Source organism: Streptomyces sp. NPDC094448, from assembly GCF_044763775.1.
Taxonomy (GTDB): Bacteria; Actinomycetota; Actinomycetes; order Streptomycetales; family Streptomycetaceae; genus Streptomyces.
On sequence record NZ_JBIWGU010000004.1, the window covers coordinates 366,533 to 388,986 of the forward strand.

General features: G+C 72.3%; 15 protein-coding genes. 10 read left to right on the top strand and 5 right to left on the bottom strand.

The window, feature by feature from the left end; all coding sequences use genetic code 11:
• Positions 1 to 79: 79 nt before the first annotated feature.
• From bla to ACIQ9E_RS10270, 4 genes are all read left to right on the top strand, one after another.
• Complete coding sequence (bla, locus tag ACIQ9E_RS10255; RefSeq protein ID WP_403704881.1) at positions 80 to 1,090, top strand: class A beta-lactamase; 1,011 nt, start codon at positions 80 to 82, stop codon at positions 1,088 to 1,090.
• Between the two features lie 238 nt (positions 1,091 to 1,328).
• Positions 1,329 to 2,879, top strand: a complete 1,551-nt coding sequence (locus ACIQ9E_RS10260; RefSeq protein ID WP_403704883.1) for a DUF11 domain-containing protein — start codon at positions 1,329 to 1,331, stop codon at positions 2,877 to 2,879.
• Positions 2,876 to 4,960: a hypothetical protein gene (locus ACIQ9E_RS10265; RefSeq protein ID WP_403704885.1), complete on the top strand. Its 2,085-nt coding sequence runs from the start codon at positions 2,876 to 2,878 to the stop codon at positions 4,958 to 4,960. Before ACIQ9E_RS10260 ends, ACIQ9E_RS10265 begins: the two co-directional genes overlap by 4 nt.
• Positions 4,961 to 5,150: 190 nt before the next feature.
• The gene (locus ACIQ9E_RS10270; RefSeq protein WP_403704888.1) at positions 5,151 to 7,205 is read left to right on the top strand and encodes a hypothetical protein; all 2,055 of its coding nucleotides are present in this window, start codon (positions 5,151 to 5,153) and stop codon (positions 7,203 to 7,205) included.
• A gap of 97 nt (positions 7,206 to 7,302) precedes the next feature.
• Here ACIQ9E_RS10270 and ACIQ9E_RS10275 read toward each other — a convergent pair whose 3' ends face one another.
• Both ACIQ9E_RS10275 and ACIQ9E_RS10280 read right to left on the bottom strand, forming a co-directional pair.
• Positions 7,303 to 7,683, bottom strand: coding sequence for an ArsR/SmtB family transcription factor (locus ACIQ9E_RS10275; protein ID WP_403704891.1), 381 nt, complete (start codon positions 7,681 to 7,683; stop codon positions 7,303 to 7,305).
• Positions 7,684 to 7,851: 168 nt separating this feature from the next.
• Positions 7,852 to 8,298, bottom strand: coding sequence for an ATP-binding protein (locus tag ACIQ9E_RS10280; RefSeq protein WP_403704893.1), 447 nt, complete (start codon positions 8,296 to 8,298; stop codon positions 7,852 to 7,854).
• Positions 8,299 to 8,935: 637 nt separating this feature from the next.
• Between ACIQ9E_RS10280 and ACIQ9E_RS10285 the strand changes: the two genes are divergently transcribed.
• From ACIQ9E_RS10285 to ACIQ9E_RS10300, 4 genes are all read left to right on the top strand, one after another.
• Positions 8,936 to 12,760 carry a DNA polymerase III subunit alpha gene (locus ACIQ9E_RS10285; protein ID WP_403704896.1) on the top strand — a complete coding sequence of 1,275 codons (3,825 nt, stop codon included), beginning with the start codon at positions 8,936 to 8,938 and terminating at the stop codon, positions 12,758 to 12,760.
• Positions 12,757 to 13,773: a DNA polymerase thumb domain-containing protein gene (locus ACIQ9E_RS10290; protein WP_403704899.1), complete on the top strand. Its 1,017-nt coding sequence runs from the start codon at positions 12,757 to 12,759 to the stop codon at positions 13,771 to 13,773. The genes ACIQ9E_RS10285 and ACIQ9E_RS10290 overlap by 4 nt, the downstream gene beginning before the upstream one ends.
• A 114-nt stretch (positions 13,774 to 13,887) precedes the next feature.
• On the top strand, positions 13,888 to 14,319 hold the full coding sequence (locus tag ACIQ9E_RS10295) for an SgcJ/EcaC family oxidoreductase (protein WP_403704900.1): 432 nt from the start codon (positions 13,888 to 13,890) through the stop codon (positions 14,317 to 14,319).
• A 137-nt stretch (positions 14,320 to 14,456) separates the two neighbouring features.
• A complete protein-coding gene (locus tag ACIQ9E_RS10300; protein ID WP_403704903.1) occupies positions 14,457 to 15,152 on the top strand; it encodes an alpha/beta fold hydrolase in 696 nt (231 codons plus the stop codon).
• Between the two features lie 43 nt (positions 15,153 to 15,195).
• Here ACIQ9E_RS10300 and ACIQ9E_RS10305 read toward each other — a convergent pair whose 3' ends face one another.
• On the bottom strand, positions 15,196 to 15,909 hold the full coding sequence (locus tag ACIQ9E_RS10305; RefSeq protein ID WP_403704905.1) for a chitinase: 714 nt from the start codon (positions 15,907 to 15,909) through the stop codon (positions 15,196 to 15,198).
• A gap of 436 nt (positions 15,910 to 16,345) precedes the next feature.
• On the opposite strand from ACIQ9E_RS10305, the gene ACIQ9E_RS10310 reads away from it, so the two are divergent.
• Positions 16,346 to 17,128, top strand: coding sequence for an oxidoreductase (locus tag ACIQ9E_RS10310; protein ID WP_403704908.1), 783 nt, complete (start codon positions 16,346 to 16,348; stop codon positions 17,126 to 17,128).
• 160 nt (positions 17,129 to 17,288) lie between these two features.
• On the opposite strand, the gene ACIQ9E_RS10315 is transcribed toward ACIQ9E_RS10310, so the two are convergent.
• Positions 17,289 to 19,103, bottom strand: a complete 1,815-nt coding sequence (locus ACIQ9E_RS10315) for an ABC transporter ATP-binding protein (protein ID WP_403705230.1) — start codon at positions 19,101 to 19,103, stop codon at positions 17,289 to 17,291.
• Between the two features lie 220 nt (positions 19,104 to 19,323).
• Here ACIQ9E_RS10315 and ACIQ9E_RS10320 point away from each other — a divergent pair, with 220 nt between their 5' ends.
• Positions 19,324 to 19,524 carry a hypothetical protein gene (locus ACIQ9E_RS10320; RefSeq protein ID WP_403704911.1) on the top strand — a complete coding sequence of 67 codons (201 nt, stop codon included), beginning with the start codon at positions 19,324 to 19,326 and terminating at the stop codon, positions 19,522 to 19,524.
• A gap of 380 nt (positions 19,525 to 19,904) precedes the next feature.
• Here the strand turns inward: ACIQ9E_RS10320 and ACIQ9E_RS10325 are convergent, their stop codons facing one another.
• The gene (locus tag ACIQ9E_RS10325; RefSeq protein ID WP_403704914.1) at positions 19,905 to 22,211 is read right to left on the bottom strand and encodes a SpoIIE family protein phosphatase; all 2,307 of its coding nucleotides are present in this window, start codon (positions 22,209 to 22,211) and stop codon (positions 19,905 to 19,907) included.
• Between the last annotated feature and the right edge of the window lie 243 nt (positions 22,212 to 22,454).

Here is a 22,454-nt window from a genome sequence, read left to right on the forward strand (position 1 = left end):
CTTGGACGTAACGCCGGAGCCGCTGGTCTGCTCGGGGTGTCGAACAGCCCCTCGGCAGAAGCTGTGAAAGGTGTGGAATATGGTGAAGAAACATGACTCCGTCGACGGCACGGAGTGGGAGCCGGGGTGGGGACGTCCCGCCGACGCTTCCGCCGCGCCCCCGGGCCGGTTCCCCCGCCGTGCCGCGCTCGCCGCCCTCGCCGGTCTGGCGGCCGTACCGCTCACCGGCTGTGCCGGGCGGAACGGACCCGGGGAGGGTGCCAAATCCTCGGTGGCGGCGAGCGGGCCCGTTCTCGCCGCCGCTGACACGGGCCGTGCCTTCGCCGCGCTGGAGAAGGAGTTCGCCGCCCGGCTCGGTGTCTTCGCCGTCGACACCGGCAGCGGCCGCACCGTGCTCCACCGGCCCGACGAACGTTTCGCCTACGCCTCCACCTGCAAGGCGTTCATCGCCGCCGCCATGCTCCGGAAGCTCTCCCTGCGGGAGATGCAGCGGCGCGTCACCTACGGCCGGGAGGTCCTCCAGCCGCATTCGCCGATCACCGAACGGCATGTCGGCAAGGGCAAGGGCATGACCCTGAGCGAACTCTGCGACGCCACCGTCCGCTACAGCGACAATGCCGCTGCCAACCTTCTCTTCGACGAACTCGGCGGACCCCGCGGGCTCCAGACCGAGCTGCGGTCCGTCGGTGACCGTGTCACCCGCTGCGACCGGTACGAGGTCGAGCTGAGCGACGCCGTTCCCGGCGACCCCCGGGACACCAGCACCGCCCGCGCCCTCGCCACCGATCTGCGGACGTACGTCCTCGGGAACGCCCTGCCGCCGGAGAAGCGGGCCGTCCTCACCGACTGGCTGAAGCGGAACACCACCGGCGACAATGTGATCCGCGCCGGTACGCCGGACGGCTGGCAGGTCGGGGACAAGACCGGCACCGGAGGCTACGGCACCCGCAACGACATCGCGATCGTCTGGCGCCCCGGCGGCGCGCCGATCGCGATCGCGGTCCTGTCCCGCAAGGACGTCAAGGGCGCCAAGCACCAGGACGCCCTGATCGCCCGCGCCGCCGAGGTGGCGCTCAACGCCTTCGCCTGAGTGGGCGTCATGGATAGAGCCGTAAGAGGTACTTAGCCGCTATTTATCCGATGAAATGATCACACATGGGGGAGTGAGCAGTCCGTGGACCAAGGTTCGGTGATCACGGAAGGCACCACTCATGAGACGCATTCCTGGGCGACGGCCCGCCCCGGGCCGTCGGCGCGGCCGACGCGAAAGCGGTCTGACTGCAGTCTGCTGCGCGCTGGGAGTGGGGTTCTTCGCACTGACCTCACCCATGAGCGCGAGCGCCGCGAGCGTCGCGGATATCGCGAACGTTGCGGATATCGCGGACGCTGCGAACAGGACTGACGGGGCGGAGGCCGCCGAGGCCGGTGCGGTGCCGCCGTCGGGGGCCTCGGGGGCCTCCGGCAAGCGGCCGGATTCCGGAGCGGACAGGGCCGGGGGTACGGACAGGGCCGGGGGTACGGAAGGGGCCGAGCGCGGCGCCGAGAAGTCCCGTACGGGCAAGGACGGTACGGGTAAGGGCCGTACAGGTAAGAGCCGTACAGGTAAGGAACGTACCGGCGGAGACCGTGCCGGTAAGGGCCGTAACGGCAACGGCCGTGCCGAAGCCACCCGCACCGGCCGCGCCGACCTCGCCGTCCGCTGGGAAGCCGCCACGGAAGCCACCGCCACCGCCACTGTCACCGCCGCAGAGGCGGGCGACGGCACCGCCACCGCCCGGCTCGGCGACACCACCGCCACCGCCGGGGCCGCGGGCGCCGAGGCCCCCGGCCCCCATCCGGACGGCCCCGAGCCCGTCGGGCCCGAAGCCGACTTCACCTACACCTACCGCATCTCCGTCGTGAACCACGGCCCCTCCCGGGCCGTGGACGTCGTCGTCACCGATCTGCTGCCCGACTCCCTCGTCTTCGTCTCCTCCTCCGACGGCTGTACGGCCGACGGGCAGACGGTCACCTGCGGCCCGCTCGCCGGCCTCGCCGTCGGCGAGACCCACACCTGGCTGCTCACCGTCCGCCCCGCCGACGACTACACCGGCGACGGCTCCGACATCACCAACACCGCCACCGTCACCTCCGACACCGAGGACCCGGACGAGGAGAACAACACCGCCGTCCACACCGGCGTCCCCGTCCCCGGCGGCACCGGCAAAGCCGACCTCTCACTGACGAAGACCGCGCAGCTCCCCCGGGGCCGCGACACCGTGGCGCCCGGCGAGACCTTCACGTACCGCATCACCGTCTACAACAACGGCCCCTCGACGGCCGCCGGGGTCCGCGTCATCGACCCGCTGCCCGCCGTGCTGGCCTTCGTGTCCTCCCCGGACGGCTGCCGGATCTCCGACGAGGACGACCGCACGGTCGTCTGCCCGGTGCTGGACCGGCTGCCCGCCGGGGAGTCCGTCACCTACGACCTCGTCGTCCGGGTCCGTGAGGACGCCACCACCCGCGGCGGAGGCGGCGGCGGGGACCACTCCGGGCACAGCCGCTGCGCCCTGGAGAACACCGCCTTCGTCACCGCCCTGACCCGAGACCCGGTGCCCGCCAACAACGGCAACCGGCCCGGCACCACCGGCCCCGACGGCGGACCCCTCTACCTCGAACACCCCGGCCACCGGCCCGACGAGCCCCGCCCTCCGCAGGAGCCCCACAAGCCCCCGCACCAACCGCACCAGCTCGCCCACACCGGCAAGGACCTCCCGGGCTGGCTGCCCTGGTCCGCCGGGCTCACCCTGGCCACCGGCGGCGCCCTCGTCCTGCTCTCCCGCAGACACCTCCGCGCCCCCGTACTCCCGGGCGACCCGGAGGAGGCCCCGCGCCCATGAGACTCCACCCCCGCCGGCTCCTGGCCGCACTCTCCCTCGCCCTGGCCACCACCCTGGCCCTGCTGCTCGCCCCGCCGCCGACTCAGGCCGCGGCCCGTGCCGCGGCGCCCCGCGCCATGCTCAGCTTCCCCGTCCACGAGCCCTTCGACAGCGCCGTCGGCAACCTCGGCAGCCTCACCGGCAACGCCAGCTATGTGAGCGGCGGCTGGCTCCGGCTCACCAGCGCGGCCACCACCCAGGCCGGCGGCTGGGAGATGAACGACACCTTCTCCACCGGTCTGGGCATCGTCGCCGAGTTCACGTACGCCACCTACGGCGGCACCACCTTCGACGGGAAACGCGGCGACGGCCTCACCTTCTTCCTCGCCGACGGCTCCGCCGCCAACGGCACCGGCGCCCCCGGCGGCAGCCTCGGCTACGCCTGCGGCGGCGGTCCGCCCTGCAACCGCTCCGGTGTCCCCGGCGCGTTCCTCGGCATCGGACTCGACGAGTTCGGCAACTTCTCCTCCAACGGCGTCGGCAACGGCGGCCCCGGCGCCCAGGCCAACCGGATCGTGCTGCGCGGCGGCGGCAACGGCACCACCGGCTACCGCTTCGGCACGTCGGCCGCCGGGCCCGGCGGCACGGTCGAGACCCAGGGCCGCGGCGACTACCGCACCGTCAGGGTCACCGTCACCCCCAGTGGCGGCCGGACCCTCGTCTCCATCTGGTCCGACACCGGCCCCGGCACCCCCCTCAACCAGATCGTCACCGATTACAACGTCTCCGGCATCGCCAACCAGCCCGCCCTCCCCTCGACTCTGAAGGTCGGTTTCTCCGGCGGCACCGGACTGGCCACCAATATTCACGAGATCGGCGACCTCAAGATCAACGTTCCGGCGGATCTGTCGGTCACCAAGACCGGCAGCCCCGCCACCGCCCGCGCGGGCACCCCCGTCACCTACACCGTCACCGTCGCCAACAGCGCGGCCAACGACGTCACGGGCGCGGTCCTGCGGGACGCCGTACCCGGGCTGACCAATGTGACCTGGACCTGTACCGCGACCACCGGCAGCAGTTGCGTCCAGACATCCGGCAGCGGCAACAGCATCACCGCCTCGTCCGATCTGCTGCGCAACGGCTCGGCGACGTACACCATCAAGGGCACCGCGCCACCCGATGCCGGCACCCTCACCAACACCGCCACCGTCTTCCCGCCCTCCGACCGCACCGACACCAACTCCGCCAACGACAGCGCGTCCACGACCACCACGGTCACCGCGGTCGCGGACGTGGCGGTGATGAAGACGGGCATCGGCACCGGGCCCATCACCCCCGGGCAGACCTTCGGCTACCGGGTCACGGCGGGCAACGCGGGCCCCTCCGCCACCACCAATGTCAGGATCACCGACACCCTGCCCGCCGGGCTGACCTTCGTCTCCTCCCCGGACGGCTGTACGGCCTCCGGACAGACCGTGAGCTGCCCGGCGGCGGCCACGATGGCCGCGGGCGGTTCCCAGTCCTGGACGTTCCGGGTGAAGCTCGCCGACACCTACACCGGTGACGGCAGCGATCTGGGCAATGTGGCGACCGTCAGCCACGACGTGGCCGACCCGAACCAGGCGAACAACACCACGGGCGCGGTCACCCCGCCGGGCGGAGTGACGGCGCCGCAAGCCGATCTGAGCACCGTGAAACAGCCGGTGACCAGCACGCCCGTCTCTCCCGGGCAGACCTTCGACTACCGGGTCACGGTCACCAACAACGGCCCTTCCGTGGCCCGGGGCGTCAAGATCACCGACACCCTCCCCACGGCTCTGACGTACGTCTCGTCCGCCGACCCCTCCTGCTCGGCCGCCGGGCAGACGGTCGACTGCTCCTCGGCCGCGGCGCTGGCCGTCGGCGCGTCCGTGAGCTGGACTTTCCGGGTCCGGATCGACCCGGGGTACACGGCGGACGGTACGGCGCTGCGCAATACCGCCACCGCGTCCGCGACCACCGCCGATCCGGTGCCGGGCAACAACAGCGGCACCGGGGGTGTGCCGGGCGGCCGCGTCACCCCGCCCACGGCCGATGTGACGCTCGCCAAACGGGCCGACTGACCCGGGACCGTACCCCCGCAGCCCCCCGCAGCCCCCCCGCAGCCCCCGGGACCGGCCCTGCTTCCGCACCCCCGGCTCCTTCCACCACCCCGACCCTCCGACCCTCCGACTCTCCGACGAATGGACCCGATACGCGATGAGACCGAGCAGCAGACGAGGGCGGCGGTGCCCGCGACCCGTGGTGCGAGCCGTGGTCGCCGCCCTTCTGGCCGGCGCGGCCGTACCCCTGTGGTCCGGCGCCGCCGCGGCAGCACCCCTGATGCCCGCCCGTGTGGTGACGCAACTGGCGGCCCCGGCCGCCACCCCGCCCGGCGGGCTGGTGACGTACACCCTGACCGCGACGAACAACGGCCCCTCGGTCGCGCGCGACGTGGTGGCCACGGACACCCTGCCGGAGGGCCTGGAGTTCGTGTCCTCGGCCGACGGCTGTACGGCGGCCGGACTGACCGTCACCTGCGGTCCCGAACCGGAGCTGACCGTCGGCGAGACCAAGAACTGGACCTTCGTCGTCCGGATCAGCCCGTCCTACCAGGGCAACGGTTCCGACCTCGGGAACACCGCCACCGCCACCTCCGAGGCGGTGGACCCCGATCCGGACAACAACAAGACCGGCCCGGTGACCCCGCCCGGTCCCTTCGACCCGGTCTCCGACCTCAACACCGTCAAGACGGCTATCGGTTCCGGTCCGACCGTGCCCGGCGAGGAGTTCCAGTACCGGGTCACCGTCCAGAACACCGGCCCCTCCGACGCCCGGAATGTCACCGCGACCGACAATCTGCCCGCCGGGCTGAGCTTCGTCTCCTCCGGCGACCCCTGTACGGCCTCCGGGCAGCGGGTCACCTGCGGACCGCTCGGGGTGCTCCCCGCCGGGGACAGCGTCTCCTGGACCTTCAAGGTCAAGCTGAGCGACGCCTACACCGGCGACGGCACCGACCTGCGGAACACGGCGACCTCCACCTCCGACTCCGAGGACCCGAACCCCGAGGACAACACCTCGCCGCCGGTGCTGCCGCCCGGCGGGGTCAGCGAGCCGCAGGCCGATATCTGGGTCACCAAGCGGCCGACGACCTCCACGGTCATCGCGCCGGGCCAGACCTTCCAGTACGCGGTCACCGTCACCAACGACGGTCCGTCACGTGCCGTGAACGTCAGGGGATCCGACGTCCTCCCGGCCCCGCTGGCCTTCGTCTCCTCACCGGACGGCTGCACCGCCTCCGGGCAGACGGTGAGCTGCGGACCGCAGCCCGCCCTCGCCCCGGGTGCGTCGAAGACCTGGCTGTTCACGGTCCGGCTGGACCAGAACTACCGTGGTGACGGCTCCGACATCCAGAACGTCGCCGTCGTCGACAGCGATACCGACGACCCGGTCCCGTCGAACAACACCAGCCCGGCCGCCGGACTCCCCGGCAGCGCGGTCAACCAGCCGTACGCGGACCTCGCGGTCACCAAGGAAGCCGTCGGGACGGTGTCCCCGATCCCCGGCCAGACCTTCGACTACCGGATCACGGTCACCAACAACGGTCCGTCGGCGGACGCGTTCAACGTCCGGATCAGCGACGAACTGCCCGCCGGACTGACGTACGTCTCGTCGTCGCCCGCCGGCTGCACCGTCTCCGGACAGGCCGTCAACTGCCGCCGGGCCACCCCGCTCCAGGTCGGCCAGAGCGTCGAGTACGTCCTCACGGTCCGCGTCGACCCCGCGTACAAGGGCGACGGCAGCGACCTGCTGAACACCGCCAAGGTCACCGCCGACAACATCGACCCGGCGAGTGAGAACGACACCGACACGGCCACCGTCCCCGGCGGCACGGTCGCGGCCCCGTCCGCGGACCTCGGCATCGTCAAGCGGCCGGTCACCTCGGCGCCGGTCGCGCCCGGTGAGACCTTCGAATACCAGGTGACGGTCACCAACAACGGCCCGTCGCAGGCGGAGGACGTCGAGGTCGAGGACGTACTCCCGACCGCACTCACCTTCGTCTCCTCCGACGACGAGTGCATGTCGGGCGATTCGGTGGTCTGCGGACCGCTGCCGACGCTCGCCCCCGGCGCCTCCACGACCTGGGTCTTCCGGGTCAAGCTGGCACCGGACTACGAGGGCGACGGCTCGGACATCCGGAACACGGCGACGGTCGACTCGTCGACGCGGGACCCGGTGTCCTCGAACAACAGCAGTACGACGGGAACGCCGGGCGGCACGGTCCGCAAGCCGACGGCGGACCTCCAGATCACGAAGAAGACCCCGTGACCTCGTGATCCCGTGATCCCGTGATCCCGTGACCGGGCCGGGCCCGTACCGCCGCCGAAAGGGTGGTGGTACGGGCCCGCGGCATATCGTACGGAGGTCAGGTGCGGGGGCGTATCCGGCGGGCGGCCGCCCCCTGCGGGCCGCGCCGCTGCTCCTTCGCCCGCAGGTCCTCCAGCAGCTGGGCCTGGTCGGTGAGGAGACCGGTGAGGATGGTCCGGGCGACCCGGAGCAGCTCGGCGACCTCGGGGCTGGCGAGCGCGTAGATCACGGCGGAGCCCTCGCGGCGGGTGGCGACGAGCCGGGCCCGCCGCAGCACGGCGAGCTGCTGGGAGAGGCTGGCGGCCTCGACCCGGACCTCGGGGAGCAGCTCCGACACCGCGTGCTCCCGCTCGCTGAGCAGCTCCAGGACGCGGATCCGCACCGGGTGGCCCAGGGTTTTGAAGAACTCCGCCTTCAACTGGTACAGCGGCGCGCTCATCGGCCCGGCCCCGCCGGACGGGTGCGCACCGTGAGCACCGTGAATCGCGTCCCCTGAGAACTCTTCGCCATGCGCTCATCATCGGGCATGGCCCCGGGTCCGTGGGCGGGGCGGCACGTCGTCGCCCGTTCGGCACGTGCGCCGCCGGGCGACTGCCGGAGGGGAGCTTCAGAGAGGGAGCGTGATCCAGACCGTTTTGCCGCTGCCCGCTTCGTCGGGGAGGACGGACGCGGTGCCGCCGAGACCGAGGGTCAGCTCCATGACCGTCGCCAGCCCGCTGCCGGGGGCCGGTTCGGCGGCCGGGCGGAGGGTGCCGAGACCGGGCCGGTCCGGGTGCCGGTCGTGGACGCCGAAGGCGAAGCTGTCCGGGCCCGCCCCGAGGATGACCGTGAGGGTGGGGGAGAGGTCCGCCGCGTGCCGGACGCTGTTGGCGACCAGTTCGGTGAGGATCAGCAGGGCCGGGTCGGCGACCGGGTGGCGGAGCCCGATCCGCCACTCCACCAGGGCCTGTTCGGCGGTCTCGCGGGCGGTGCGGACGGACTGGCCCGTGGTGGGGAGGGTGAGGACGAGACGGCGGGGCAGGGTCCGGAGTTCGGCCAGCCCGGGGAGCGACACGGTTCTCGGATCCCCTCGTACGGCCGGTTCGGCAGCAGCTCCCGATTCGGCGTTTCGGTTCGGTACGGCGTTGCGGCATAAGGCGGTTGTGCCCGTGGCCAGGCGTCGGCTGCGGGCACAGCCGATCCGACGGTCCAGCATCCAGCGGATTGCAGGTTTTTGCAATTCGCCAGCCTGCCGGACCGGCGTACGGCGGGAACCCCCGGGCCGCCACGGGGCCGGGGGTTCCCGGCGGCCGCCGCATCGTGATCTTCTGTCGGTGCAGCGTTCCGTTCTCTCCGGCCCGGACCATCTCCAGTCCCCTGCCGGTTCCTGCTGGTCGCCGGCTGGTCTCCGCCCGACTCCCTTCCGGCGAGGTCGCCGTCTCCATGAGCACCGATGTCAAGAACTTCGCCGTCGCCAACCTCCGCCGCCAGGTCTCGGGCCCGGGGTAGCCGTCGGCGTTCGCGCCCCCGCCGCGCCCCGGCCGGGTCCCGGCGCTCCGGATTATCCGTGTTTATTGCTTTTCACCACATATGGTTGATAGCAGGACTTTCACCCCATTCGGACGATCGTCTTCGAACATTTCTTCGAAAAGGTCTATCGTGGGCCCCACCGATATGGGAGGGAGAGTTGTGGCTGGTGAGAGGAGGTACGGATGTCCTTTACGCATCTCCGTACCGCCTCGGGCTACTCCCTCCGCTACGGCGCCAGCCATGTTCACGACCTGGCCCGCCGCGCCGCCGAACGCGGACTCGACGCGCTCGCGCTGACCGACCGGGACAGCCTCGCGGGCGCGGTACGGCACGCCAAGGCCTGTGCCGCCGCCGGGGTACGGCCACTGTTCGGCGTGGACCTCGGGGTTCCCGCCGTACCGCGGCCCGGCGCCTTCGGGGTCGGTGACCCGCACCGGACCAGGACACCCGCGAAGGGTGGCGTCTTCGTCGCCGAACCCCGGCAGCGGGCCGTCTTCCTCGCCCGCAGCGCGCCCGGCTGGGCGGCGCTGTGCCGGCTGGTGTCCGCGGCGGCGGGTTCCGCGGCGGGCTCCACGGCCGCAGGCCCCGGCGAGGGCGAGGGCACGGGTACGGGCGAGGCCTGGTCCGCCGGGTCCGACGCGGCGGCCTGGGCGGCCCTCGACCGTGCGGCCGCCGGTCCCGGCCGGGACGGCCTCTTCGTGCTGCTCGGCGCCGACTCCGAACCGGGCCGGGCCCTCGCCCGCGGCCGCCCCGACCAGGCCGCCCGGCTCGTCGGCCCCTGGCGCGACCGCTTCGGTGACGCCCTGCGCATCGAGATCGCCTGCCACGACCGTCCGGGCTCCGGCCCCGGGTCGCTCCGGCTCGCCGCCCGGCTGCTCGGCTTCGCGGCGGAGCAGGGCATCACCCCCGTACTGACGAACGCCGTCCGCTACGCCGACCCCGGCCAGGGCGAGATCGCCGACATCCTGGACTCGGCGCGGCTGCTCGTGCCCGTCGACGCCCGCGACGGCAGCGCCCTCGACGGCGGCGAACGCTGGCTGAAGGACGCCGGTGACATGGAGCGGATCGCCGAACGCGTCGCCGAGGCGGCCGGTGGTACCGATGCCGTCCGCCGGGCCCGCGCCCTGCTCGCCGCGACCGGGGAGACCGCCGCGGCCTGCGTGGTCGACCCGGGCGAAGCCTTCGGCCTCGGCCGGCTCCATCTGCCCGAGCCGCACCTCATCGGTGCCACCCGCGATTCGGCCGACCGCGAGCTGGCGGCCCGCTGCGCCGGCGCCATGATGCACCGCGGCCACCACCGCGACCCCGACCGCTGGGACCGTCTTGAGGGCGAGCTGCGGATCATCGCGGGCCTCGGCCTCGCCGGGTACTTCCTCACCATGGCCGAGATCGTCCGGCTGGTGAAGGACATGGGGGTGCGGATCGCGGCGCGTGGCTCCGGCGTGGGCTCCCTCGTCGTCCATCTGCTGGACATGAGCCCGGTCGACCCCGTCGAACACGGGCTGGTCATGGAGCGCTTCCTCTCCCCGTACCGCACCGCCATGCCCGATATCGACCTGGATGTGGAGAGCGCCCGGCGCGTGGAGGTCTACCAGGCGGTGCTGAAACGTTTCGGCAGTGAGCGGGTGGCGACCCTCGCGGTCTATGAGACCTACCGCGCCCGCGGCGCCATCGAGGCCGTCGCCCGCGCCCGCGGTATCGAGCCCGACGAGGCCCGGCGGCTGGCCAAGGCGTTCCCCCAGATCCGGGCCAAGGACGTCCGGGCGTCCCTGCGCGAACTGCCCGAACTGCGGGAGGTCGCGGGCGAGGACCACGGCCGGCTGTGGACCCTCGTCGAGGCGCTCGACGGGCTGCCGCACGGTATGGCCATGCACCCCTGCGGACTGCTGATCTCCGACGACGGGCTGCTCGACCGCACCCCGACCGTCCCCACCACCCTCGACGGCATCGCGATGGCCCAGTTCGACAAGGAGGACGTCGAGGACACCGGCCATATCAAGGCCGATCTCATCGGTGTCCGGATGCAGTCCACCCTCGCGCACGCCGTCGCCGAGATCGAACGCGCCACCGGCGAGCACCTCGACATCGACGACCCCGCACAGGTCCCGCTCGACGACCCGGCGACGTACGAACTCATCCGCTCCGCACAGACCATGGGCTGCTTCCAGATCGAATCGCCCGGCCAGCGCGATCTGGTACGGCGGCTGCGCCCGCGCACGATCGACGACATCACCCTCGACATCAGCCTCTTCCGGCCGGGACCGGTCGCCGCCAATATGATCGACCCGCTGATCGCCGTGCGCGACGGGCGGGCCGCGGTCGGCTATCCGCACGCCGATCTGCGGGACATCCTCGCGGAGACCGGCGGGCAGGTCGTCTTCCACGAGCAGGTCATCCGGATCATGAAGGCGATGACCGGCTGCGACCTCGGCCAGGCGGACGAGGCCCGGCGTGCCCTCTCCGACCGCGACCGGCAGGGGCGGCTGCGCGCCTGGTTCGCCGACCGGGCCCGGCAGCACGGCTACTCGGCGCAGGTCGTACGGGACGTCTGGAAGGTCCTGGAGGGGTTCGGCGCGTACGGCTTCTGCAAGGGGCACGGCGCGGCCTTCGCCCGGCCCACGTACCAGTCCGCGTGGCTCAAGACCCACCGGGCGGCGGCCTTCTACGCCGGGCTGCTCACCCACGATCCGGGGATGTACCACAAGCGGGTGTTCGTCGCGGACGCCCGGCGGCGCGGGGTGCCGGTGCTGCTGCCGGAGGTGAACAGGTCCCACGCGGATACCAGGATCGAACTGGTGTCTGGCGGAAAGGTTGACAAATGGGGTGTACGGCTGGGGTTGGCCCATATCCGGGGTATCAGCGAGGCGGAGACCGCGCGGATCGTCGCGGGCCATCCCTATGTCTCCCTCACCGACTTCTGGCGCCGCGCCCACCCGAGCCGCCCGGTCGCCGAACGCCTGGCCCGGGTCGGCGCCCTGGACGCGCTGGGCACGGGTGACCGCGGCGGCCGGCGCGAACTGCTGCTGGAGATCGCGGAACTGCACCGCCAGGGGCGGACGGCGCTGGACCCGGGGCAGTTGCCGCTGGGGGAGGAGGCGGGGGTCGGGGCTCCGGCGGGGACCGCGGCTCCGGTGGGTTCGTCGGTCGTGCGGGACGGATCGGATCCGGCGGGTTCGTCGGTTGTACGGGACGGATCGGCTCCAGTGTCGTCGGTCGTACGGGACGGATCCGCTTTGGTCTCGTCTTCGGTCTCGGCGGTCGTGCGGGACGAGTCCGTCGCCGCCTCTGCCGACGTACGCGAGCCCCCGGCCCCGACGGTCACCACCGCCCCCTCCCTCACTCCCTCCCCCTCCCCCGCCCCGGACACCGGGCGGACCGGCGGGCTGCCCGCCATGGACGACTGGGATCAGCTCGCCGCCGAACTCGACGTCCTCGACATGGACATCACCCGCCACCTCCTCGACGACCACCGCGCCCTGCTCACCGATATCGGCGCCACGCCCGCCGCCCGGCTCGGCGAACTGCCGCACGGCACCACCGTGCTGGTCGCCGGAGTGAAGACGGCGACCCAGACACCGCCGATCCGCGGCGGCCGGCGGGTCGTCTTCGCCACCCTCGACGATCCCACCGGCCTGTCCGACCTGGCCTTCTTCGAGGACAGCCACGACCGGTGCGCGGCCACGGTCTTCCACAGCGCGCTGCTGCTGGTCCGCGGCACGGTCTCCCGCCCCCGCAACCGGCCGGGCAGCCTCAGTGTCACCGGCGAGGCGGCCTGGGACCTGGCCGAGCTGATCGAACTCCACCGGGACGGCGGCCCGGCGGCGGTCGCGGACCGGCTGACCCGGCGGCAGCCGGGCCCCGGTCACGGTGACCGGCAGCGCCGGGGCCGTACCCTCACCGAGCCCACCGGCTATGTGATGAACGCCTGGGCGGATCTGCGCCCGCCGGGCGTGCCGCTCGTCGGCGGCCGCGCCCTCCACCACGCCAGCCGCGGAAGCGCGGGGTGACGGGCATGATCCTCTATGTGCACTTCGGGCTGCGGGCCGTCGCCGGACTCGGTGATCCGGAGCCGGTCTACCGCAGGCTGGTCGGCCTGGTCGGCGGCGTCACCCCGCTGGTGCAGGCGCTGCCGCCGGACGCGCTGCTCGCCGATGTGGCCGGGGCCCGGCGGTACTTCGACCGGGACGCCCGCGATCTTGCGGCGCTGGTCCGGATGCGGGTGGCGGCGGTCCACGGCATCGACTGCACGGTCGGCGTCGGCCCGAATCCGCTGCTCGCCCGGATCGCGGCCCAGTCGGGCCCGCCGAACGCGATCCGCTGCGCGCCGGCCGGGCCCGGGGAGATCGTGGCCTACCTGGCGCCGCTGCCGGTGGCCGTGCTGCCGGGCGCGGGCCCCGCGACGGTCCGTACGCTCGCGCCGTACGGCCTGGTGACCGTCGGGGACCTCCAGCGGGTCCCGGCCGCGACGCTCCAGCGGATCCTGGGCGGTCCGGCGGCCCGGCGGCTCCAGGAGTACGCGCGGGGTGCGGATCAGGCCAGGGTGGTCGCGGCCGCCCCGCCGGAGACGGTGACCGTGGTCCGGGAGTTCCCACGCGACGAGCTGGATCCCGTACGGCACCGGCAGGCGCTGCTGGGGTGCGTGGAGGAGCTGGGCTGGAAGCTGCGGCGCGAGCACCGGGCGGCGGGCGCGCTTGTACTGACGGTGGGTTACGCGGACCGTTCCAGTACGGTCCGCACCCGGGCCCTGCGCGAACCGACGGCGCATTCGCGGGCGCTGGCGGCGGAGGCGGACCGGATGTACGGGGCGCTGGCGCTCCAGCGGGCCCGGGTCCGCGGTATCGCGCTGCGCGCGCAGGACATCGCCCCGGAGGACCGGGCCGCCCACCAGCTGACCTTCGATCCGTCCGACGACCGGGCCCGCCGCCTGGAGGCGGCGGCGGACCGCGCCCGCGCCCGCTTCGGCCCGGACGCGGTCCATCCGGCGTCGTCCGCGCCGAAGACCGGCCCTGGACGCCCTTGATCCCCTTGATCCCCTTGATCCCCTTGACCTCAAGTTTGGTCGAGGTTGTGGACTGTTCTCATCGGCGCCGACCACCGGCGCCCCGGGCGGCGCCCGGTTGTCGAAGGAGCAGTCATGACCAGCGATGTTCTTGTCGTAGGAGAGGTGCCGGAGTCGGTTCGGGCGGCGGTGGCCGGGGTGGTGAAGGCACTGGAGCGGGCCTTCAACGAGAAGGACCCCGTCGCGCTGAGCGAGCAGTTCGCGGAGCGTACGTCGTGGTCGAACGCGCGGGGACTGCGGCAGGACGACCGGGCGGCGATCGCGGAGTTCAGCGGCCCGGCGCTGAAGAGCTTCCTGCGCGACTCGTACGCGCGCTACGACATCGTGAAGCTGCTGGAGCTGGCTCCGGGGGTGATCGCGGTGAATGTGGTGCAGACCCCGACCGACGCAGCGGGCGAGCCGGTGGAGGGTCTGCACGGAGCGACGCTGTACGTGATCTCCGAGCAGCCGGACGGCTGGAAGATCGTCGCGGGCCAGAACACCGCGGTCGACGCACCCGCTGGATGACCGGGAGACGGGCTGCTCGCGGACCGGGCGCGCGGGGCGCGCGGGGCGGGCAGGGCGGACGGGGCGGACGGGGCGGACGGGGCGGACGGCGGCGGTGTCTGCGGGGGGCTGTCGGACCCCGTGCGTACTGTGCGCCCATGGCTAATTTTGTACTGGTGGCAGGCGCATGGCTCGGATCGTGGGCATGGGACGAGGTGGTGCCCGCGCTGCGCGGGGCGGGCCACGGCGTGCACCCGTTGACCCTGTCCGGCCTGGCCGAGAAGCAGGATGTGCCGGTGGGGCGGCAGACCCACGTCCGGGACATCGTCGACGAGATCGAGCGCCTCGACCTGCGGGATGTGGTGCTGGTCGGCCACAGCTACTCGGGTATCCCGGTCGGCCAGGCCGCCGAGCTGATCGGCGACCGGCTGGCGCGGGTGGTCTTCGTCGATGCGAACGTCCCGGCGGACGGGGAGTCGTTCGTCTCCACCTGGTGGGAGGGCCCGGCGAAGCTGGCGGCGGCCCTCGCGGAGAACGGCGGCCTCTGGGCGCCCCTGACCGCGGCCGACTGCGAGGGCCAGGGCCTCACCGACGACCAGGTCACCAGGTTCGTGACGGGCTCGACCCCGCACCCGGGCGCGTCCCTGGCCGATCCGGCCGTGCTGCCCCGCCCGCTGGGGGAGCTTCCGGCGACGTACATCACATGCCTGCTGGACGGCCCCGAGCCGAACGCGGACGTGGTGGAGCTGCTGAAGAGTGAGCGGTGGCGGCTGGTCGAGCTGGACACGGGCCACTGGCCGATGTTCTCCCGGCCGGCCGATCTGGCGCGGATCCTGCTGGACTGCGCGGGTTAGGCCGCGGGCGGCCGGATTTTCCCCTTGGGCAGCTTGGGCAGCTTCAGCAGGAGATGTTGCCGCCGCCGACGTCGGTGCCGAGGACGCCGACGAACTGCTTGAAGAGGTTGATGCGGTCGTTGCGCTCGTCGGGGTTCTTGCCGTCGCACTCCAGGGCGCCGTTGATGCTGCGGATGGTCTCGCCGAAGCCCTTGCCGTTGACGATGGCGTTGTGCGGGGTCATCGTCCCGGCGCCGGACTGGGTGTTCCAGAACCAGAGCCCGGTCTTCCAGGAGGTCGCCGGGTTCTGCTCGACCTGCCAGGGGTTGTTCAGCAGGTCGATGCCGAGGGCGTCACCGGCGGCCTTGTAGTTGAAGTTCCAGCTCAGCTGCAGCGGCCCGCGCCCGTAGTAGGCGGACTGCCCGGCGGGACAGCCGTACGGCTGGGACTGGTCGCAGTAGTGCGGGTAGTTGGCGGTGTTCTGCTCGACGACGTACCTGAGACCGCCCGTCTCATGGCTGACGTTGGCGAGGAAGGCCGCGGCCTCGCGCTTGCGGACGGCCTCGCTGCCGGAGTTGGCGAACTGCGGGTACGCGCCGAGGGCGTCGGTCAGGCCCTGGTAGGTGTAGAAGGAGTTCCGGTTCGGGAACATCTGGTTGAACTGGGCCTCGCTGACCACGAAGGAGGCGGCGGCGGCCGGTGGCGTCTGGACGGCGGCGGAGAGGGTGCCGAGGACGGCGGCCGAGGCAAGCGTCGACAGGGTGCGGCGGAGCTTCATCGTTCCTCGAATCAGCAGGGGGCGAGTGGGCGTTGCTTCGGAGCCGAAGCAACGGAGCCATCATGATCATTTGGTATCCGAATAACCGCTGGTATCTGCTGAAACCACCCGTAGTGGCGGTAGGCGGTCAACTCGCTGACCGCGATTCACTCCATCGCCCGCCTCTCCCGTACCGTCCATGGCTCTCGGCGGGACGGCCCGCGTCGGCGACACGACGGGGCCTGCACGGCGGCAGCGCACGGCAGGGGGATTTACGAGCCCGCGACCGCTGGTATGCGCCCCCGATGCGCCATGGACGGTACGCGTGCCCGACAGGACGATCGGCAGTACGCCGACGCGATGTCTGCCGTGGTGCCTGCCGTGACCCACTGCGATACCGCCTCGGCCCGAAGCGCCACCCCTCATCCCGTACCTGCCGTTCGAGAACCGGAGTGCCGTGGATCTCAACCTCGCTGCGAAGACGGCGGTCGTCACCGGTGCCGGACGGGGCATCGGACTCGCCACCGTCCGGGCCCTGACCGCCGAGGGCGTCCGTGTCGTCGGTGCCGCCCGTACCCTCACCCCCGAACTGAAGGACACCGGCGCGCACACCGTGTCGGCCGACCTGAGCACCGCCGAAGGCGTCGCCGCCCTGATGGACGAGGCCTTCGACGCACTCGGCGGCATCGACCTGCTGGTCAACAACGTCGGCGCCGGGGACGATATGGACCCCTGCGGATTCCTCGACACCGACGACGGGCACTGGTCCCGGATCTTCGACCTCAACCTGCTCAGTGCCGTCCGCGCCACCCGCGCCGCCCTGCCCAGCCTGATCGAGCGGCGTGGGTCGATCGTCAACGTCTCGTCCATCAGCGCCCGGCAGCCCACCACCGGCCCGGTCGCCTACAGCGCTGCCAAGGCGGCCCTCACCGCGCTGGGCAAGTCGCTGGCGGAGGAGTTCGGACCACTGGGGGTACGGGTGAACACCGTGTCCCCCGGAGTGGTCCGCACCCCCGTCTGGGCGGACCCCGACGGCTTCGGCGGCAAGGTCGCGGCCCGAGCCGGAATGGACCACGCCGCCTTCCTGGAGCAGATGCCACCGGCCTTCGGCATCACCTCGGGCCGCATCACCGAACCGGAAGAAGTCGCGGCCCTGATCGCCTTCCTCCTCTCGGACGTCGCCGGCAATATCACCGGCGCCGACCACATCATCGACGGCAGCACGGTCAAGACGGCCTGACCGGTATCCGGGAGCAGACCGGCATCCGGGAGCAGGTGCGGCCCGGGTCCCCCGGCGGAGCCGGATCGACGTGCCGTACCGCCCGCCCGTCCGCCCGGAGTTCCGCCCCGGGCAGGCGGCCCGCGCGCCGGGGGAGTGCGCGGGCCGCCCGCCGTACCCGCTACTGCTCCGCGGGCTCCGGCTCGTACGCGTACTGCTCCGACTGGACCCGGTACATCCTCCGGAACGTGCCCACCGCGTCCGGGGACATCAGGTCGGTGAAGGAGCCTTCCTCCACCACCCGGCCGCGTTCCAGCACATAGATCACGTCGGCGTGGCGGACGCTGTGCAGCCGGTGGGTGATCAGGACGACGGTCTGGCCGTCCGCCGCCATGTTCCGGATCTGGTCGAAGACCCGCTGTTCGGCCTCGGCGTCCAGGGCACTGGTCGGTTCGTCGACGACCAGGATGCGGGCGTCGCGGTGCCGGGCGCGGGCGATGCCGAGGCGCTGCCACTGGCCGCCGGAGATCTGGTGGCCGCCGCGGTAGCCCCGGGCCAGCAGGGTGTTCCAGCCGCGGGGGAGGGATTCGACCGTCTCGTCGGCGCCCGCATAGGCCGCCGCCTCGTCGAGCAGGGCGTCGTCCTGGGGGGCCGAGGCGCGGCCGATGGCGACGTTGATACGGGCCGTGAAGGGCCACCGGTAGAAGTCCTGGGCGACCAGCGCGATCCGGTCGAACAGCTCCGCCCGGTCGGCCTCCGTCGCGTCGACGTCGTCCCACATCACCCGGCCCGAGTCGGGTGCGTACAGCCCGCACAGCAGCTTCGCCAGGGTCGACTTGCCGCTGCCGTTGTTGCCGACCAGGGCGATGATCCGGCCGGTGGGGATGGTGACGTCGACCCGGTCCAGTGCGGGGGTCTCCTGGTCGCCGGGGTAGGTGAAGCTGACGTCCTCGAAGCGGATGGACCGGAGCTGCGCGGGCAGCGGGCGGCCGGTCTCCGGGATCAGCCGTTTGTCGGCCTCCTTGCAGAGGGTGTCCAGATCGGAGACGAAGAGGCTCTCCTCGTAGAGGTAGTTGAGCTGGATCACGAGCGCGTCCAGATTGGAGGAGCCGGTACGGATCGCGATGACCGCCGTGCCCGCGACCGCCAGGTCCATCGTGCCCGTCCACAGCAGCAGTCCGAGGGTGGTGTAGGTGGCGGCGGTGGCCAGCCCCGTCCAGCCGGAGGCGACCAGTCCGGTACGGGCGGCGAGCCCGGCCAGCCGGGTCTGCTCGCGCTCCCCGGTCTCGGCCATCATCCGGAAGTGCCGCAGCAGGAACGGGCCGATGTTGTGGACCCGGACCTCCGGCGCCGCCTGGGCGTCGATCAGCAGCCGGCCGAGGAGCTGACCGGCCCTGGCGTGCTGCACCCAGGTGTGGAACGACACGTACCGGCGGCGCGCGATCGTCAGCGAACTCCATGCGCTGGGCAGCGTCATCAGCATCAGCAGCGGCAGCAGCGCCGGGTGCAGGACGGTGAGCACCCCGGCCGCGGCGGCCAGCGAGATGCTCGCGCTCACCACCGACGTACAGAACCGGATCATCCGGCGCGCCGATTCCGCGCCCCACTGCGCCGAGTCCAGCAGTTTGTGGAACTGCTCGTCCTCGACGGCCGACAGTTCGACCCGGGCGACCCGCTCCAGATACTCCTCGGTCGCCACCCGGAACACCTTCGGTTCCAGCCGGCCGGTCCCGGCCGTGGAAGCGGACCGCAGCAGCGCGCCGATCACAGCCGTGACGGCGACGACGGTCAGCGCCGGTACGGCGGCGACCAGTCTGTCGACGGTCGCTCCGCCGCCGAGGAGGTGCACCAGGACCTGGTTGACCGCGATCAGCCCCATGGCCTGGGCGATCCCGCCGCCGATCTCGGCGCCCGCGACCTGCCGCAGCGCCCGCCGGTCGGCGCGGTGGGCGAGGCGGATGGTGGCGGCGATCAGGCCCGGCATCCGGGCGATCATGGCGCGCAGATTCAGTTCGAGGAAGGAGCCGTCGTGGGTGCTCCAGCCGGCTTCGTAGCGCAGGGGCCCGCCGAAGAGGAGGCGTTCGGACTCCGACACCTCCTCCTCCGCTTGGTGGTCGCGGTTTCCGCCGGGGCGCGGCGGCGGGGGCGGGGCAGTGCCGGGACCGGCCGCTGCGGCTCCGGTACCGGCCGGTGCGGCGCTGTGGTCCGCCGCCGCCGTGGGTCCGGGGCCGGCCGGTGCGCTGCTGCTGTTCTTCGGTACGGATCCGGAGTCCGTCGGCGTGGGTCCGGAGTCCGCCGGGATCTTCCCGAGGCTCCTCGGCGGGGAGTTCTCCCTCCGGGGGTCGGGCTGTACGGGTGCGGACGCCGGACGCGGGGTCCGCGCGGTCTTCATCCGCAGCCGGTTCCGGCGATTCTGAAGGTTCTGCCGGTGGTTCTCGGTCTTCCCGGGTTTCTCCGGGGGTGTGGTTTCTGGGGTCTCCGTGGTTCCGGTATCCCGCTGTGTCATACGAGCCACCCGTCTCGGTCAGTGGATACATCCCCCCTGCCCACACCCTGCTCCGCCGGGTGCGTCCGGCGGAGATAAAGGGCCGTTTCCACCCCGGGACGGGCCCGTCTGTGCCATGGGGCATGCACACCGGGCATATACCTGTGGCTACTACATCTGTGGCTGTTGCACCTGCGGCTGCTGTGCCTGTGGCTACGGCACTTGCGGCCGGTGCAGCTGTGGCTGCTTCACCTGCTTCTGATCCGGCGACAACCGCACGGGACTCCGGTGAGCCGGACGCCCCCGGGCCGGTCAGCGGGACATCTTCGCCGGGCCCGACCCCCACGACGTCCGCCGGACCACCAGCACCGCCACATCGTCGTACCCCGGCCGGGCCGGACCGTCCGACACCAGGCTGTCCGCCAGCGCCTCCAGATCCGACGCCCGGTCGCCGTCGCCGTGCTGCGGGCGGGTCATCCATGCGGAGAGCCGTTGGGAGACCGCTGCCACCGCCTCCTCGTACGACCGGTCCGGGGTGTCCACCAGACCGTCGGTGTACAGCACCAGCACCGAACCCGGTTCGAGCTGCCCGTGGTGCACGGGGTACCGGTCGGCGGGGGAGTAGCCGAGTGGCAGTGCGCCGGGGACCTCCAGTTCGCGGACCGTGCCGTCGGGCTCGGCCTGGAGCGGGACGGGGTGTCCGGCGCGGACGATCTGGAGGTGGCCCGCGCGCGGTGACACGTCGACGATGCAGCAGGTGGCGAAGCGGTCGGTGTCCAGGCCCCAGAGGGTGCGGTTGCCCCGGGCCATCAGATGTTCGGCGCGGTAGCCGTCGTCGGCGTGCGCCCTCAGGGCCGTACGCAACTGCCCCATCACACCCGCGGCCTGGGCGCTGTGGCCCTCCACGTCCCCGATGACCAGGGAGGCGCCGCCGTCCTCGCGGGGCAGCAGGTCGAACCAGTCGCCGCCGACCTGCATGCCCTCCGCCGCCGGTACGTAGCGGGCGGCGATCTCGAAGCCGGGCAGCCGGGGCAGGGCGCGCGGCATCATCAGCTCCTGGAGGTCGGTCATCCGCCGCCGGAAGAGGTCGGAGAGCCGGGCCCGGGCCAGGGACTGGGTGAGGATGCCCGCGATGGCGGCGGTGACGATCTGGTCGTCGGAGCCGAACTCACGAGGGGACGCATAGGAGATCAGACAGCTGCCGACCGTGCCGTCCGCCGAGGTCAGCGGGATGAAGACATAGGCGCCATGGGCTTTCGCGGGCCGGAATCTGGGGTCGGGGAACCGGGCCTCGTACTCCGCGCGGTTGCGGAAGAAGAGGGGGTGCCCGGCGCGCAGTGCCTCCGCCATCGGGTTGTCGTCGACGGAGCCCATCACCCGCAGCCGGTCCAGCGTCTCGCGGGGATAGCCGACCGCGCCCGCGAGCAGCAGTCTGCCCTCGTGCTCCAGGTGGATCGCGAGCGCGTTGGCGCCCAGTTCGGGCAGGACGGTCTCGGTCATGGTGTCCAGCACGTCCTGGGTGGTGAGCGCGGCGGCGAAGGAGTTGGTGACGTTCAGGACGAACTCCCGCCGGCTCTCGCGGCGTTTCGCCCGCTCCCGCTGGGCGGTGGTGTCCCAGATGACACCGATCAGCAGCCGGGGTTCGCCGGTCGGGGTGTGCTGGACCGTGCCCTTGGACTCCAGCCAGTGGACCGAGCCGTCGGGCCAGACCACGCGGTGCGCGGCGTGGTGCTCGCCGGTCCGGAGGCTCTCGTCGAGGACGGTGCGGATCCGCTCGACATCGTCGGGGTGGATGGTGCGCAGGAAGGATTCGGCGAGGGAGTCGAAGCGGTCGGGGTCGAGACCGAAGAGGCGGATGGTGCGCTCGTCGGCGATGACCGTGCCGGAGGGGATGTCCCATTCGTACGAGCCGATGTTGCCGCTGGACATGGCGAGGTCGAGCCGGGTGCGGCCGCTCTTGCTGCGGCGCCGGAAGTCATGGAGGTCGGCGTCGTGGCGGGCGTCCCGGGAACCGGGTGCGGTGCTCCCGTCCCGTACCCCCGGCTCGTCCGCCCGTTCCGCCCGTTCCGCCTGCTCAGCCCGCTCCCGGGTCCGCAGATGCTCCAGCCGGTGCGCGTACACCTCCGCGACCAGGGTCAGCAGCCGGCCGTCGGCGGGCGGCAGCGGCAGTGGGCCGTCGTACTGCACGACGAGCGCGCCCAGTGCCCTTTCGTCCACCAGCAGGGGTACGACCGCGAAGCGGACCGCGTCCCGCAGGACGGGGAGGTCCGGGTAGCGCTCCGCGAGATCGTCGGAGAAGCCGTAGACGATCCGGCGCTCGCGTACGGCGACGGCGGCGGGGAGCGGGGAGTCGGGGGCGACCACGGGGAAGCGGTGGACGGCCTCCTCGTCCATGCCCTCGTAGCCGGTGAGCCGGAGCCAGCCGTCGTCGTCGGTGAGGAAGGCGGCGCCGCCGTACGCGCCGATGCCGGTCCGGCAGATCCGCAGGGCGGTGGTCAGGAGGGAGTCGGCATCGGGGCAGGCCAGCAGGCGGAGCACGCCCTCGCGGACCGGGTCCCCGCCGGCCGGGCCGGTGCGGGCGCCCGCCTCCGTACTCGTACCGAAGTCCTCCGCCGTCATCGGCGGCCACCTCCCCTCCTCGCGGAGAAGGTCGTTCCGTGGACCCAGTCTCCCCGGGGACCGGGGAACTGTCCTCACGGCCGCCGTCGCCGGGCGGGTGGCGGCCGTGCCCCCCAAGAGGGGGTAAAAAGTCTGGTTCTGTTGGTTTATTTACCATATAGGACTTTTGGCCTTTCTTTGTGGTCGAGGGGGCGGCGACGCTGGTAGGGACCACCCTCCGCCCGCGGCGGGGCCCGGTGAGGC

Bases quoted from the DNA above. Each gene is read 5' to 3' on its own strand.
- bla (WP_403704881.1), top strand. From the start codon at position 80: ATGGTGAAGAAACATGACTCCGTCGACGGCACGGAGTGGGAGCCGGGG.
- ACIQ9E_RS10260 (WP_403704883.1), top strand. From the start codon at position 1,329: ATGAGCGCGAGCGCCGCGAGCGTCGCGGATATCGCGAACGTTGCGGAT.
- ACIQ9E_RS10265 (WP_403704885.1), top strand. From the start codon at position 2,876: ATGAGACTCCACCCCCGCCGGCTCCTGGCCGCACTCTCCCTCGCCCTG.
- ACIQ9E_RS10275 (WP_403704891.1), bottom strand. From the start codon at position 7,683: ATGAGCGCGCCGCTGTACCAGTTGAAGGCGGAGTTCTTCAAAACCCTG.
- ACIQ9E_RS10285 (WP_403704896.1), top strand. From the start codon at position 8,936: ATGTCCTTTACGCATCTCCGTACCGCCTCGGGCTACTCCCTCCGCTAC.
- ACIQ9E_RS10295 (WP_403704900.1), top strand. From the start codon at position 13,888: ATGACCAGCGATGTTCTTGTCGTAGGAGAGGTGCCGGAGTCGGTTCGG.
- ACIQ9E_RS10300 (WP_403704903.1), top strand. From the start codon at position 14,457: ATGGCTAATTTTGTACTGGTGGCAGGCGCATGGCTCGGATCGTGGGCA.
- ACIQ9E_RS10305 (WP_403704905.1), bottom strand. From the start codon at position 15,909: ATGAAGCTCCGCCGCACCCTGTCGACGCTTGCCTCGGCCGCCGTCCTC.
- ACIQ9E_RS10315 (WP_403705230.1), bottom strand. From the start codon at position 19,103: ATGATCGCCCGGATGCCGGGCCTGATCGCCGCCACCATCCGCCTCGCC.
- ACIQ9E_RS10325 (WP_403704914.1), bottom strand. From the start codon at position 22,211: ATGACGGCGGAGGACTTCGGTACGAGTACGGAGGCGGGCGCCCGCACC.